The sequence below is a fragment of the Veillonella montpellierensis genome, from assembly GCF_947090115.1.
GTDB classification, from domain to species: Bacteria; Bacillota; Negativicutes; order Veillonellales; family Veillonellaceae; genus Veillonella; species Veillonella montpellierensis.
This window is the reverse complement of the sequence record NZ_CAMUMS010000003.1, coordinates 13,400-28,144: the sequence shown is the minus strand read 5'-3', so window position 1 is coordinate 28,144 and position 14,745 is coordinate 13,400. Positions and strand designations below refer to the sequence as shown.

The window sequence follows — 14,745 nt, the reverse complement described above, 5'->3', positions numbered from 1 at the left end:
TATTATGATAGAAATCAAAGAACGAATTGAAAAACTTCAGAAAGATTTAAATCATTATGCATACTTATATTATGTAAATGATGCGCCAGCTATTTCTGACTATGAATATGATATGTTATATCGTGAATTAGTAACATTAGAATCAAAATATCCAGAATATATTACACCCTATTCGCCTACACAGCGAGTGGGTTCCAAAGTAGAGGGTGGCTTTAATAAAGTTGTTCATGGTCGTCCTATGCTTAGTTTAAGCAATGTATTCAACGATGATGAAGTACGTGCCTTTGATAATCGCATACAAAAAGAATTAGGACATGCCCCCACCTATGTGGTAGAACTAAAAATTGATGGACTAGCAGTCAATTTACACTATAAAAATGGGCTTTTTGTAAAAGCTGTGACCCGCGGAGATGGTAAGATAGGAGAGGATATTACACTCAACGCGAGAACGATAAAATCAATTCCTTTATATATCGAAAATGCTCCCTCATATATAGAAATTCGTGGAGAAGCCTATATGCCGCATAAAGCCTTTAAACGTATCAATATAGCGCGCGATGAAGAAGGGCTTTCTCCCTTTATTAACCCTAGAAATGCTGCTGCTGGATCATTACGTCAACAAGATCCAGCAATTACAGCCGATAGGGAATTAGCTTTTTTTGCCTATGCCATTGGTGAATCTGATGGAGCAACGATTAGCTCTCAACAAGAATTATTGGAAACACTTCATCACTATAAATTTTCTGTTAACACTAATTATCGTGTATGTAAAAACATAGATGAAGTCTTAGACATGATTCATGAATGGAGCGATAAACGGCATACATTACCTTACGATACAGATGGTATTGTTATTAAAGTCAATTCTTTTAAAGACCAAGAAATATTAGGGTCCACAATCAAAGATCCAAAATGGGCAACTGCTTACAAATATCCTCCAGAAGAAATCGAAACTGTTCTCAAATCAATTTCTATCAATATTGGCAGAACTGGCGTTTTAACACCAACCGGTGAATTAGAGCCAGTTTTCATATCAGGAACTAACGTTAGCCGTGTCACATTGCACAATATTGATTTTATTAAAGAAAAAGATATCAGAATTGGAGATCACGTCTTAGTACATAAAGCGGCAGAAATAATCCCTGAAATCATTCGTGTAGTACCAGAAAAGCGTACTGGTCAAGAAATACTATTTACTATGCCAACACATTGCCCTGTATGTCATTCACAAACAATCCGAAAAGAAGGTGAGGCTGCTGTCCGTTGCAGTAATGCCCACTGTCCAGCTGTTGAAAAAGAAAGTATTATTCACTTTGCTTCGCGCGATGCTATGAATATTGATGGGTTAGGTCCTAGTATTGTCGATAGCTTAATTAAAAATCATTTGGTAGAAACAGTAGTTGACTTATATCATCTTACTACCGAAGAGTTAATAACCATGGAACGTTTTGGTCAAAAATCGGCAGAAAACTTAATCAATGCTATTGCCTCTTCTAAAAATAGAGGATTAGATAAAGTATTATTTGGATTAGGGATTCGCTTTATAGGTGCAAAGGCAGCTAATACAATTGCCACCTATGTACATTCCATTGATAAATTATTAACCATTAGTAAAGACGATTTAATAGCCGTTGAAGAAATTGGTCCAACTATGGCAGAAAGTATCATTAACTACCGAAATGATGATTACCATCGCCATATTATCGAAGGTTTACGACAAGCTGGTGTCGTCTTAACGATGCATACGCCACAAGCTAGTAGTGAAGAACTAAAAGGTGAAATCATAGTATTGACAGGCAAACTTGCTATCATGGGGCGCAGTGAAGCAGCTAAATTACTAGAAGCTCATGGTGCTAAAGTAACTAATTCAGTTAGTAAAAAAACAACATTAGTAATTGCTGGGGAAGATAGTGGTAGTAAATTATCGAAAGCACAAGAATTAGGCATTCGTATCATAGGAGAAGATGAATTTATACAATTAACTAATCAATTAAAGAGTACGTAAAGCATCCAGCAAATCTATCCTTTAACGTATTATTGATTTTTATTACTTCTACGTCATATATTATGCTACTAATGATGATAGATGCATATTACTAGGGTCCATAAAATATATATCCAAAACTACCATTTCATAAATCTAGAAACCTAATGCATATACTGAAACGGTGATTAGACTACTATTTATTCCCTTATAATTCTTTTTATTTCACTATATTTTGTAGTATAATGATAGGCGTATACTTGTTTGAAAGGATGTGTATTCATGAAAATTACTAAGGAAGAAATTAAAAATATTGCGCTTCTTTCTCGTTTAAGCATTCCTGATGAAAAAATGGATGAAACCGAAAAAGCCTTAAGTGATATCTTAACATATGTAGATCAATTAAATGAACTAAATTTAGAAGGTGTGACTCCTATGCCTCATGCAGTAGAATTGCACAATGTTTTACGTGAGGATGTAATGAAACCATCATTAGATCATGATTTAGCACTATCCAATGCACCAGAAGAGGATGACGGATGTTTCCGAGTACCTCGTGTTGTTCAAGAATAGGAGGCATAGCAGTGACAATTCACGATTTACATAATAAATTAGTCAACAAAGACATATCTGCAGTTGAATTAACCCAAGCCATGATTGCACATAAAGAAAAGGTAGAACCGACTGTTAACGCATACTTATCAGATTCGCACGAAGAAGCCTTAGCTACAGCAAAAACGATTGACAAGAAAATTGCTGCTGGTGAATCAATTCCTATGTTAGCAGGTATTCCCGGCGCTATAAAAGATAATATCTGTATTCAAGGACAACCTGCTACCTGTGCTTCTAAAATGCTAGAAAACTTTATTCCTCCATATAATGCTTCAGTTATTGAAAAATTAGAAAAAAATAATTACATTAGCTTAGGCAAAGTCAACATGGACGAATTTGCTATGGGTGGCTCTACAGAAAACTCTGCCTTAAAAAAAACAACGAATCCATGGAATACTAACTATGTACCTGGTGGATCTTCAGGTGGTAGTGCCGCTGCTGTTAGCTCTGGTTCTGCTATTTGGAGTTTAGGATCTGATACAGGGGGGTCCATTCGTCAACCCGCATCCTATTGTGGCGTTGTCGGCTTAAAGCCTACTTATGGCAATGTTTCCAGATTTGGATTAATTGCGTTTGCCTCTTCCTTAGATCAAATTGGCCCTGTTACTCGTGATGTAACCGATGCTGCTATTGTGCTAAACGCTATTTCTGGACACGATGAAAAGGATTCCACATCTATCCCTGGCGATCGACCTGATTATACAAAAGCATTAATACAAAATGTAAAAGATGTAACAATTGGACTACCAAAAGAATTTTATACCGATGCATTAGATGCAGATGTGCGTAATGCATTAGATAACGCTGTTGAAACCTATAAACGACTAGGGGCTAATATTATTGAAGTTAGTTTACCGACTATTAAATATGGTTTGTCTGCCTATTATATCGTAGCCTTAGCGGAAGCGAGTTCAAATTTAGCCCGTTATGATGGTGTTAGCTATGGACTACGTGTTGACGCTGATAATTTAGTAGAAATGTCGACTAAAACGAGAACTATAGGCTTTGGTCCAGAAGTACAACGTCGTATTTTGTTAGGTACTTATGTACTTAGCTCTGGATATTATGATGCCTATTATTTAAAAGCACTAAAAACTCGTCGTTTGATCAAAAATGAATTTGATAATGCTTTTGCTAAATGCGATATATTATTAACGCCAACAGCACCACATACAGCATTTAAATTTGGTGAAAAAATTAATGATCCATTAGCTATGTATTTAGAAGATATTTGTACAGTCCCAGTTAATTTAGCTGGTATTCCTGGCATAAGTATTCCTGCTGGTATATCATCAAATGGTTTACCAATTGGTATGCAATTATTAGCACCGGCTATGGGAGAAGAAGTATTACTTCGTACTGCCTATACATTCGAGCGAGCTTGTCCTGAATGTAGTAGCGTCGCACCAACTGGGGAGGTTATTCTATGAAATATGAAACAGTCGTTGGTTTAGAAGTTCATACAGAGCTAAAAACTAAATCTAAAATTTTCTGTGGTTGTACTACTGAATTTGGTGGAGCCCCTAACACCCACGTATGTCCAGTTTGTTTAGGCTTACCAGGTGTTTTACCTGTGATTAATAAAAAAGTAGTCGACTACGCTATAAAAGTAGGATTAGCATTGCATTGTGATATATTACAATTTAATAAATTCGATAGAAAACAATATTATTACCCTGATTTGCCTAAAAATTTTCAAACCTCACAATATGATTTACCAATTTGCTTAAATGGATATTTAGATATCGAAGTAGATGGTAATACTCGTCGTATCGGCATCACTCGTATCCATATGGAAGAGGATGCTGGTAAACTCGTACATAGTGGTAATACTATTTCTGACTCCAATTCATCAAATGTTGATTATAATCGTACTGGTGTGCCTTTATTAGAAATTGTATCAGAACCAGATATTCGTTCTGGGGCAGAAGCTAAAGCATATGTAGAAAAACTACGTTCCATTCTGCAATATTTAGATGTATCTGACTGTCGTATGGAAGAAGGCAGTTTACGGTGTGATGCCAATATTTCGATTCGATTAATGGGAGATACAAAGTTAGGTACTAAGTCAGAAATAAAAAATATGAATACCTTAACAGGTATTCAAAAAGGCATTGAGTATGAAGCACTGCGCCAAGCCCAATTAATAGAAGATGGTGGCAGTGTTGTACAAGAAACACGTACATGGGATGATGCACAAGGTATTACATTATCGATGCGTAAGAAGGAAAAAGAAAATGACTATCGTTATTTCCCAGAACCAGATTTAGTACCTATTATTATCTCTGATGAACAAATTGAAGCCGCACGCCAATCATTACCTGAATTACCTGATCAAAAGTTAGCACGTTTTATAGAAGAGCTTAAATTATCTCGTGAAGATGCAACTATTTTAACATCTACTCGACAATCTGCTGAATACTTTGAATCTGCTATTGCAGCTGGCTCTGATCCTAAAACTGTAGCAAATTGGATGTTAGGTGATTTATCTAAAATGGTGAACGAAAATAATCTAACTTTTGACAAAGCGAAAGTAACACCTCAACAATTATCCACTATGATTGCATTGATTGAAAAAGGTACTATCTCTGGGAAAATTGCTAAAAAAGTAATCGTTTCTATGTGGAATACAGGAAAAGATGCCGATACAATTGTAAAAGAAGAAGGATTAGTACAAATTACGGATACGAGTGCTATTGAAGAAATTGTAAAGCAAGTAATCGCTAACAATCCAAAGCCAGTAGAAGATGTAAAATCAGGAAATAATAAGGCGATTGGTTTCTTAGTCGGTCAAGTTATGAAAGAAAGTAAAGGTCGTGCAAATCCAGGTCTTGTAAATCAATTATTACAGAAACTGTTACATGCATAACCTATATAGTAGTTCGTATCTATCTATATAACTATGTATAATTCAGTATCATCTTATATTTGTAGACCTTCAATCTATCTATATGTTTGACTATATTATATAAACAATATATTACATTAATACTCTTCCTATATATGAGTAGAAGAAACAGAATTATGAGAAGACACATAATTCTGTTTCTTCTCATAAATAGTGTATGCTTATGGGAGATACGATGAATAAGGAAACTATACACAATACATCTAATACAACTATCTTGACTGATGAAGATCATCAAACTTTTGATGGTATAACGCTTGATGAAAAAGGCGAAGAGATTCATGATGAACCTATAACCTCACAACATGCTAATTCAAAGCGCACTCACTATGAATATCAAAATTTTAAAGTATATACAGTGACTCCAAAATCATTATTACTAAAACTTGCTATTGCCGCTATTCTAATAGCAGTGATTATAAGTATTATCATCTTTGGAGGAATCTACTTAATCGGCTTTGGAATAATTGCCGTTATTGGTTTGATTATTTCCTTATTAACAGGATTATTCTTCTAATAAATCTTATATTTCAAATTTTTAGCGCTTTTATTATATATTATCAGTATATAATTTATTAATCATATTAGGAGTATTATGAAACTATAGGATGTAATGACAACGCAAGAGGCAGGGGAACGTTGGGATATTCCAGCGGACTCAATCAAGCAATGTTGCTTAAAGAGGTATACAAATAAACAGTTTACACATGATGAAGCTATAAAATCAGGAAAGAATTGGCTTGTTACACGTCAGGGACTGGAACGATTATATGAGAAAATAAAATAATGATTCCAATAAGAACTAGTGAAAATGGCAAAACTAATTATAATGTATTGATAGTTAGTAGGTTAATTTTATAACTTGAATGATTAAGAACAAGCCATTTTATATAGTTTTATTGCATTTTAATAAAATAATTTTATACATTAAGATATGTATGCATATATACAACTCAATAATAAATCGAAAGTGTCACTTAATTCTATGGTTGTAAGCAATTAATCGATGTATATTCATCATAATTGCTAGCACCTGTAAATCATGCTATCATGGGGAGTAGTTATTAGTTCATTACAACACTCATAGCAAGAATGAATATAATAACATAATTTTTATAAAGTTATATTTTAGGGAGGATTGGTTTGTATGTCAATATTTTCACCAGCTCCATTCAAGGAACGCTTACCAGAAAGTCAAATTGATGCAACCTATAATCGATTGCGTAAAGAAGTATTTGCTGGCACATTTCTTGGATATGCTACATTTTATTTAATTCGCCAAAATTTTAGTTTAGCTGTTCCATATATGATTGCTGAATATGGGTATACAAAAGCTGATCTTGGCATTGTCATGACCATGTTATCTGTTGCCTATGGCATTAGTAAATTTGTAATGGGGAATGTATCGGACCGATCAAATCCTAAATTCTTTGCTACTGCTGGTTTATTATTAAGTGCATTTGTAATGCTATTATTTGGTACAGTGCCTGGTATATTAAGTAGTATTCCAATCATGTGCGTACTAGCCTTTCTAAATGGTTGGTTCCAAGGGATGGGATATCCTCCATATGCTAAAAATATGGTAACGTGGTTTTCTAAAACAGAACGCGGAGCCTGGTGGTCATGGTGGAATGTATCACATAATTTAGGTGGCGGTATTATCGCGCCATTAGCTACATTAGGTATTTTCTTATTTGGTACATGGCATAGTATCTTTTTCTTTCCTGCATTAATTTCTATAATCCTTGCCATAATTACCTTCTTCTTATTGCAAGATACACCTCAATCTTGTGGATTGCCACCTATTGAAGAATATAAAAATGATTATCCCGACAAACATGTAGAAGAAAATAAAAAATCATTTAAAGAAGTATTTAGCAAATATATTCTTCATAACAAATTTTTATGGTATCTAGCAATTGCTAATATTTTCGTTTATTTTATCCGATATGGTGTTGTCAGTTGGGCTCCAACTTATTTGACTGCCATGAAAGGTTTTTCTAAAGAAGGCTCGCGTTGGGCATATTTCTTATACGAATGGGCAGGCATCCCAGGCATGCTAGTAAGTGGTTATTTAAGCGATAAATTATTCCGTGGCAGACGTGCACCAGCTACAATTTTATTTATGGTATTTGTTATTTTAGCAATTCTCGTGTACTGGTTCAATCCAGCAGGTAATTTACTTATCGATAATTTAGCTTTAATCGCTATTGGCTTCTTAATTTATGGACCAGTTATGATGATTGGTTTACAAGCAGCTGATATGGTTCCTCGTGAAGCTACTGGTGGAGCTACCGGTTTAACTGGATTACTTGGTTATCTCGTTGGTTCTGCTGGTGCCGGTGCCTTCATGGGACTTATGGTAGACTTATATGGATGGGACGGGGGATTCGTAGCTCTCGTAGGTGCATGTATTTTAGCAATTATTTTCTTGCTTTTAACATTAGGCGATAAAAAATCACAATATACTAATTAGTCTATACCCTATAGACCATATGAATTTCTATGATTACACAGTAAAGCCTCAGTATAATAATCAATACAATAGATTATCATACTGAGGCTTACTACTTTATCATATATAATGGTTATATTATGCTTACCCTCATTATTTTTTTGTAATGATAAATCTTTCAGACATACTAAATATGACTAAAGAAATCCATATACAACTAATGGCTAATAATTGTGGCCAATCAAAGGGTTCCTGAAAGTAAAATACTGCCAATACTAATGCTATCGATGGAGAAATATATTGTAGGAATCCTAATAAATTTAATGGTAAATGATTCGCTCCAAAGGAAAACAAAATCATAGGTGCTGCTGTAATAAGTCCCGTACCAATTAATAATAAGGCGATATCAATAGTACTACTTGAATAATACGTCCATGATAGAGGATTAACACATAATAAATAATATATCGCTAAAGGAGAAATCAAAATAGATTCTAAGGCAATACTAGAAAAAGGGTTGAGTTGCAACTGTTTTTTTGCAGCACCATATAAAGCAAAGCTTGCTGCTAGTGCTATAGAAATCCACGGAAACGTTCCCAATTGAATCGTCAATATAACGATGCCTATGGCTGCTATACATACACTAATTTTTTTAGCTATAATAATGTATTCTTTAAATATGACACGTCCTAACACAACATTTAATAACGGTGTCATATAGTAACCGATGCTAGTATCTAATACATGATTGGAATTAACTGCCCATATATATACGAGCCAATTAATACTAATTAACAGTGAAGCAATGACTAACAAAAGAATTCGTTTTTTCTCTTTCCACAACTGAAAGATATCATTAATGAATTTTTTAGATTGTGTGATTAATACTAATACAAGCACAAATAGAGCTGTCCAAATGACTCTTTGTGCTAGTATGCTATTAGAATCAAGCTTAGATAACATAGCCCAGTATAGAGGTAATAACCCCCATAAAACATAAGCTGCTAACGATGTACACAAACCAAGTGTGTAATTTTTATAATTTTCAGAATTCATACTATACCTCATATATATAATACGTAATTTTTATATTAGCATTGTCTATTATACTGATTATTAACGATAGGAACAAGTAAAATATATAGCACTATTTAGATGTAATCAATTTGACTGACAACAAAAGGCTATACTAACTACTAATTTTCAGTAACTGCACACATGATCTGTAAATTTTATAATTAACTTTATAATAGTAATTTTGCCATATTGATTGTGTAATACAATGAATAGTTCTATTAGTAAATCATTATACGAGTCCAATACAGCTCCGTATGTATCAATGTGTACTGTTATCCTTTAGGTAATCTATGATATAATAATAGTATTATGACGATAGACGGTGAGACCAACTCATTCGATGAATTACGACGAGGTATACATGAACGTAGTATTAACAACTTTAAATTCTAAATTTATACATTCTTCATTAGCATTGCGCTATTTAAAAGCGTATGGTAAAAGTCAAGGACAGGCATATGATATAGTAGAATATACTATTAATATGCCTGTTTTGAATATCCTTAGTGATATTACAGAACGAGATATTGATGTTATTGGCTTTGCCTGTTATATTTGGAATATTGAAATGACGCTTCATGTAGTAGCCTTATTAAAAACAGTAAAACCAGATATTATTATCGTTTTAGGCGGTCCAGAAGTATCCTATGTAGCCGATGAAATTTTACATCGTGCACCTTCCGTAGACTATATTGTACAAGGTGAAGGAGAAGAGATTTTCACCGCACTGATTCAACATTTATCTACCTATAAAACATTAGAAAATTACACTATTGATGGAATTCGTAGTCGAGATGTACATGGACAACCTTGCGGCTCATCTAGCGTTGTAGAAGTAAAAGATTTATCCGTAATTCCATTTCCCTATACAGAAGAAGACATGAGCGACTTAGCACACAAAATCATCTATTACGAATCCTCCCGTGGATGTCCTTTTTCATGTCAGTATTGTTTATCAGGTAATAAAAACACAGTAAGATTTTTCCCACAAAAACGTACAATTTCTGAATTACAATGGTTCATTGACCATCATGTAAAACAAGTAAAATTTGTCGATCGCACATTCAACTGTGCGCCTATGCATCATCTTCCCCTTATGGAATTTATAAGTCAAGCTGATACACGTACTAACTTTCATCTAGAAATGGAAGCTGAACTAATGGGGGAACGGGAAGTTTCCTATTTATGCAACGCCCCCAAAGGACGTATCCAAATTGAAGTGGGTGTTCAAAGCACCTATCCAAAAACATTAAAGGCCATACATCGCTACAATAATTGGCAACATATAAAGAAAGTAATTCGTCCTATTATAGAAAGTGGGAATACCCATGTGCATATGGATTTAATAGTAGGATTGCCGCATGAAACTAAAAAACGATTTGGCCTTTCTTTTGACGACTTATTTAGTTTACAACCGCACGCTTTACAAATCGGCTTTTTAAAGCTATTAAAAGGGTCTGGTATTCGCGCTATGGATGACTATCACTATATATTTGATCCATTAGCACCTTATGAAGTATTAGGATCCCATGTACTACCTTATGAAGATGTACGATTTTTAAAGTATTTTGAAGATGTATTTGAACGATTTTATAACAGTGAACGGTATCGAACTGTATTCACCTATATAGGAAAACAACTGATTGATAATCGAGAAAGTGCATTTGATTATTTTTCTAACATGACCAAAGCATGGCTTGCAGCCGATAATCATAAGCGCAATCTGAATGATAAAGATCAAATAGAATTTTTATATTCTTTTTTTAAAAAACATAACGATATAGTGGCCATAGAATTATTGCAATATGATGTAATTATGAGCTATAAAGGAAAAATTCGCACTGAAACAATCGGATTGCCTGTACAGTCAAAAAAATTGCTACAATCCAGCGAATATTTTTGGAAAGATGAACAATTAGTCCGCCGTTATATACCAGAATATTCCTTTAAAGAATGGCGTCGTATTCGTCAAAATTACTTTGAAGTCAATCTATCTGCTGCAACAGTAGACTATTTAGGTATTAATCAAAATACTAATGATGATTACATGCGTGTCAATGAAAAAATACCTATTATTATTGATGTAATGAATACTGTCAAGCCTTTTATTCGTCCTGCTATGAAAGAGGAGTCTTATGGAAGCTAATCAAAAAACGAAACGTTATAATGTATATTCTCAGTGGCTTCGAGCTAAATATGGGGAGAAAGTCTATAAATTACCAGTTGCCTTACCACTCACATGCCCAAATCGTGATGGTTCTGCTGGTGTAGGTGGTTGTGTGTTCTGTGGAGAAATTGGTGCGGGTTATGAAAATCGCCCTGCTTGGATGACAGTGAAACAACAATTAGAAGAAAACATTGCCCATATAGCGCCTAAATATAAAGCGTATAAATATATTCCTTATTATCAAAATTTTAGTAATACCTATCTACCATTAGAAGATTTTAAAAATTATATGACTGCAGGTTGTATTGATACAGCTGTTGGAATAGCAATTGCCACTCGACCAGATTGCATTTCCGATGAATATTTGTTGGTCCTAAAAGAAATTTCAGAAGAAAAAAAGATTGATATATATATTGAATTAGGATTACAAACTGTAAATTATCACACCTTAAAAAAAATCAATCGTGGGCATTCTATGGCAGAGCTCATTGATGCAGTATTACGTATTAAGCGATTTGGCTTTAATGTATGTGTACATATGATATTAAATCTTCCATGGGATACTATGGAAGACGTCATAGAAGGTGCTAAGATTCTATCCGCATTAGATGTTGATCAAGTAAAACTTCATGCATTATATATTGTTAAAAATACGCTAATGGCTAACTGGTATGAAACTGGTGAATTAAATCTCATTAGTGTAGAGGAGTATGTTGAACGAGTTGTCACATTTATTCGCTATCTATCTCCTACTATTGTCCTTCAACGATTAGTGGGCAGGGCCCCTGAAGATAATACTTTATTTACGAATTGGTCTATGGGATGGTGGCGCATTCAAGACTTAATCGATCATGCATTAGAAGAAAAAAATGCCTATCAAGGCGATTTATGTAACTATCTAAACGGTTCTGCTATAAGGAAATTTATAAACACTACTAATACAGGCAGTTCAAACCATTAAGATCCCATCTACTAATTAATGATTATCTTAATTACTTTGTAATTCATATAGCCATAAACTTTTGTTCTTCTACTAGTAGCTTTATTACAAATAATACACTGTTATAGCTATCGTTTTATTTCATCCGGTTAGAAAGGAGAATATAGTAGTTAGAGATTTATTAGAATCAAGGAATATCCTCTATTACTATACTAAAAATTATTATGAGTCAACAAATGTTTACATTTCCTAACTATGAATTAGCTGCACAAATCTTAGGTCATCAAAATAAACATTTAAGTATTATTGAATCACAGCTACCTTGTCACGTAACAAGTCGTGGCGATATGGTTATCCTAAACGGTGATGACACAATCGTCAATCAATTTATAATTGTATTAAAAGAGTTAGTATTTTTATATCAACAAGGTAGTACAATTAATGAACAACAAACAAAAATTGCAGCTAAATTAGTTAAAGAAAATAAAGTCCATCTATTGCATACTATGTTTGAAGATACTTTAAATGTATCTATCCGTGGTAAAAGCATTACCCCAAAAACAGAAGGACAAAAGTCTTACGTAGATAGTATTAGAAATCACACTATTACGTTTGGCATTGGCCCTGCTGGTACAGGAAAGACCTTTTTAGCCGTTGCATTAGCAGCATTTTATTTAAAAAATAGAGATGTAGAAAAAATAATTTTAACCCGTCCTGCTGTTGAAGCAGGTGAGCGATTAGGGTATTTGCCAGGTGATTTACAAGAAAAAGTAGATCCCTATTTACGGCCACTCTATGATGCATTACACGATATGTTTGGCATAGAACAAGTCACACGTTATATGGAACGTGGTATTATAGAAGTAGCACCACTTGCTTATATGCGCGGTAGAACACTAGAAAATGCTTTCATTATTTTAGATGAAGCACAAAACACAACACCTGAGCAAATGAAAATGTTTTTAACACGACTTGGTAATCAATCTAAAATGGTGATTAATGGTGATAAAACACAAATTGATTTACCGCATAGAACGATATCTGGATTAAGCGAAGCTGAAAAAGTATTACGCCGTATATCAGGTATTAGTATGATATATTTTAGCGATGAAGATGTAGTAAGACATGATTTAGTAGGTAGGATTATTAAAGCCTATGATGTATATGCATTACATAATGAAAGAAAGGAATTGGATACGTAAATGGAAATTACCATTAGTTATGCCGACGGGACCTCTGTGAATCAAGAAGTAGAACGAGTAATTAAACTAGTCTGCAATGAAGTCTCCCGTGTATATGGCTTAGAAAATGATGAAATGAGTGTTCTTTTATGCGATAATGAAACGATTCATAAATTAAATTATACATATCGTCACATTGATCGACCTACTGATGTGTTATCATTTGCGCTAAATGAGGGAAATGAGTGGCAAGGGGAGGAAGAATCGCATTTATTAGGTGATTTAATTATTTCTTTAGAGCGAACTGCTGAGCAAGCCAATACCTATGGCCATAGTTTTGAACGAGAATTAGCCTATTTAACTACCCATGGATGCCTACATATTTTAGGGTATGACCATATGACAGATGAAGACAAAGCTATTATGCGAAAAGAAGAAGAATTTATACTAAGCAATTTAAACTATGTAAGAGAGGATGCTCCATATAATGAATAAACCATTTAAATCGGGATTTGTGGCTGTTGTAGGTAGACCTAATGTAGGAAAATCTACATTAATTAATGCATTAATAGATGATAAAATCGTTATCGTTTCCGACAAAGCACAAACGACACGCAATCGTATCATCTGTGTGTATACAGATGATGAAAAACAGATTGTCTTTATGGATACACCTGGTATTCATAAACCAAAACACAAATTAGGTGAATTTATGGTTAATGCAGCAGTGGAATCATTAAAAGAAATAGAAGCTGTATTATTTGTTGTAGCTGGCAACGAAAAACGTGGACCTGGTGATAATTTTATTATAGAACAACTAAAAAAAGTGACTGTTCCCGTTTTTTTATTAATTAATAAAATTGATACATTAACAAAAGAGGAAATAGTAAAAAATATTATTACTTATCAATCCGCCTATCCTTTTGCAGATATTATTCCTATTTCTGCTAAAGAAAAAAGTAATCTCTCCGTCATATTAGAGGAGTTGGCCAAAAATTTACCAGAAGGTCCACAATATTTTCCAGACGATATGATAACTGATCAACCAGAACGTCTTATTATTTCAGATATTATACGGGAAAAAATTTTATTGATTACTCGTGATGAAATTCCACATGCTATTGCCGTTGATATTGATGAAATAAAAACTCGGTCTGATGGAACTATGTATGTACGAGCTACGATTTACTGTGAACGTGACTCCCAAAAAGGTATCATCATAGGAAAGCACGGCACTCTACTTAAAGAAATAGGTGCTAGCGCAAGAAAAGATATAGAACGTTTATTAGCTACTAAAGTCTTTCTTGATTTATGGGTAAAAGTAAAAAAAGATTGGCGTAATAAATCAGCTATATTGTCAGAGCTAGGGTATAAATAATACATAATGATAGAATATTATTATAATAATAGGATCATAGAAA

General features: G+C 33.8%; 13 protein-coding genes. 12 read left to right on the top strand and 1 reads right to left on the bottom strand.

From position 1 onward, the window contains the following. Window positions 1-7 precede the first annotated feature (7 nt). The 7 genes from ligA to glpT all read left to right on the top strand — a co-directional run bounded on the left by ligA (window position 8) and on the right by glpT (window position 7,980). Window positions 8-2,005: an NAD-dependent DNA ligase LigA gene (gene ligA, locus P6940_RS02120; protein ID WP_156004859.1), complete on the top strand. Its 1,998-nt coding sequence runs from the start codon at window positions 8-10 to the stop codon at window positions 2,003-2,005. Window positions 2,006-2,266: 261 nt separating this feature from the next. Then, window positions 2,267-2,557, top strand: a complete 291-nt coding sequence (gatC, locus tag P6940_RS02115; protein ID WP_028257051.1) for an Asp-tRNA(Asn)/Glu-tRNA(Gln) amidotransferase subunit GatC — start codon at window positions 2,267-2,269, stop codon at window positions 2,555-2,557. Beyond that, on the top strand, window positions 2,524-4,026 hold the full coding sequence (gatA, locus tag P6940_RS02110) for an Asp-tRNA(Asn)/Glu-tRNA(Gln) amidotransferase subunit GatA (protein WP_277293072.1): 1,503 nt from the start codon (window positions 2,524-2,526) through the stop codon (window positions 4,024-4,026). Before gatC ends, gatA begins: the two co-directional genes overlap by 34 nt. Next, window positions 4,023-5,465 carry an Asp-tRNA(Asn)/Glu-tRNA(Gln) amidotransferase subunit GatB gene (gatB, locus tag P6940_RS02105; RefSeq protein ID WP_277293071.1) on the top strand — a complete coding sequence of 481 codons (1,443 nt, stop codon included), beginning with the start codon at window positions 4,023-4,025 and terminating at the stop codon, window positions 5,463-5,465. Before gatA ends, gatB begins: the two co-directional genes overlap by 4 nt. Window positions 5,466-5,679: 214 nt before the next feature. Beyond that, complete coding sequence (locus tag P6940_RS02100; RefSeq protein WP_028257048.1) at window positions 5,680-6,021, top strand: hypothetical protein; 342 nt, start codon at window positions 5,680-5,682, stop codon at window positions 6,019-6,021. 96 nt (window positions 6,022-6,117) lie between these two features. After that, the gene (locus P6940_RS02095; protein WP_169712399.1) at window positions 6,118-6,291 is read left to right on the top strand and encodes a helix-turn-helix domain-containing protein; all 174 of its coding nucleotides are present in this window, start codon (window positions 6,118-6,120) and stop codon (window positions 6,289-6,291) included. 360 nt (window positions 6,292-6,651) lie between these two features. Beyond that, window positions 6,652-7,980, top strand: coding sequence for a glycerol-3-phosphate transporter (gene glpT, locus P6940_RS02090; protein ID WP_038151669.1), 1,329 nt, complete (start codon window positions 6,652-6,654; stop codon window positions 7,978-7,980). A gap of 132 nt (window positions 7,981-8,112) precedes the next feature. Here glpT and rarD read toward each other — a convergent pair whose 3' ends face one another. Further along, the gene (gene rarD / locus P6940_RS02085) at window positions 8,113-9,015 is read right to left on the bottom strand and encodes an EamA family transporter RarD (RefSeq protein WP_277293070.1); all 903 of its coding nucleotides are present in this window, start codon (window positions 9,013-9,015) and stop codon (window positions 8,113-8,115) included. A gap of 382 nt (window positions 9,016-9,397) precedes the next feature. Here rarD and P6940_RS02080 point away from each other — a divergent pair, with 382 nt between their 5' ends. The 5 genes from P6940_RS02080 (at window position 9,398) to era (ending at window position 14,702) form a co-directional block, all read left to right on the top strand. Further along, the gene (locus tag P6940_RS02080) at window positions 9,398-11,182 is read left to right on the top strand and encodes a B12-binding domain-containing radical SAM protein (protein WP_338116622.1); all 1,785 of its coding nucleotides are present in this window, start codon (window positions 9,398-9,400) and stop codon (window positions 11,180-11,182) included. Beyond that, window positions 11,172-12,164, top strand: a complete 993-nt coding sequence (locus P6940_RS02075; RefSeq protein WP_277293068.1) for a TIGR01212 family radical SAM protein — start codon at window positions 11,172-11,174, stop codon at window positions 12,162-12,164. The genes P6940_RS02080 and P6940_RS02075 overlap by 11 nt, the downstream gene beginning before the upstream one ends. Window positions 12,165-12,367: 203 nt before the next feature. Beyond that, entirely contained in the window at window positions 12,368-13,345 is a 978-nt protein-coding gene (locus P6940_RS02070) for a PhoH family protein (RefSeq protein ID WP_277293067.1), read from the top strand. Then, on the top strand, window positions 13,346-13,819 hold the full coding sequence (ybeY, locus tag P6940_RS02065; protein ID WP_028257043.1) for an rRNA maturation RNase YbeY: 474 nt from the start codon (window positions 13,346-13,348) through the stop codon (window positions 13,817-13,819). It abuts the gene before it with no gap. Then, window positions 13,812-14,702, top strand: coding sequence for a GTPase Era (gene era, locus P6940_RS02060; RefSeq protein WP_277293066.1), 891 nt, complete (start codon window positions 13,812-13,814; stop codon window positions 14,700-14,702). The genes ybeY and era overlap by 8 nt, the downstream gene beginning before the upstream one ends. The last annotated feature ends 43 nt before the right edge of the window (window positions 14,703-14,745 follow it).

Coding starts and splice junctions, on each gene's coding strand:
- gatC (WP_028257051.1), top strand. CDS start 2,267: ATGAAAATTACTAAGGAAGAAATTAAAAATATTGCGCTTCTTTCTCGT.
- gatA (WP_277293072.1), top strand. CDS start 2,524: ATGTTTCCGAGTACCTCGTGTTGTTCAAGAATAGGAGGCATAGCAGTG.
- gatB (WP_277293071.1), top strand. CDS start 4,023: ATGAAATATGAAACAGTCGTTGGTTTAGAAGTTCATACAGAGCTAAAA.
- P6940_RS02100 (WP_028257048.1), top strand. CDS start 5,680: ATGAATAAGGAAACTATACACAATACATCTAATACAACTATCTTGACT.
- P6940_RS02095 (WP_169712399.1), top strand. CDS start 6,118: ATGACAACGCAAGAGGCAGGGGAACGTTGGGATATTCCAGCGGACTCA.
- glpT (WP_038151669.1), top strand. CDS start 6,652: ATGTCAATATTTTCACCAGCTCCATTCAAGGAACGCTTACCAGAAAGT.
- rarD (WP_277293070.1), bottom strand. CDS start 9,015: ATGAATTCTGAAAATTATAAAAATTACACACTTGGTTTGTGTACATCG.
- P6940_RS02080 (WP_338116622.1), top strand. CDS start 9,398: ATGAACGTAGTATTAACAACTTTAAATTCTAAATTTATACATTCTTCA.
- P6940_RS02075 (WP_277293068.1), top strand. CDS start 11,172: ATGGAAGCTAATCAAAAAACGAAACGTTATAATGTATATTCTCAGTGG.
- P6940_RS02070 (WP_277293067.1), top strand. CDS start 12,368: ATGAGTCAACAAATGTTTACATTTCCTAACTATGAATTAGCTGCACAA.
- ybeY (WP_028257043.1), top strand. CDS start 13,346: ATGGAAATTACCATTAGTTATGCCGACGGGACCTCTGTGAATCAAGAA.
- era (WP_277293066.1), top strand. CDS start 13,812: ATGAATAAACCATTTAAATCGGGATTTGTGGCTGTTGTAGGTAGACCT.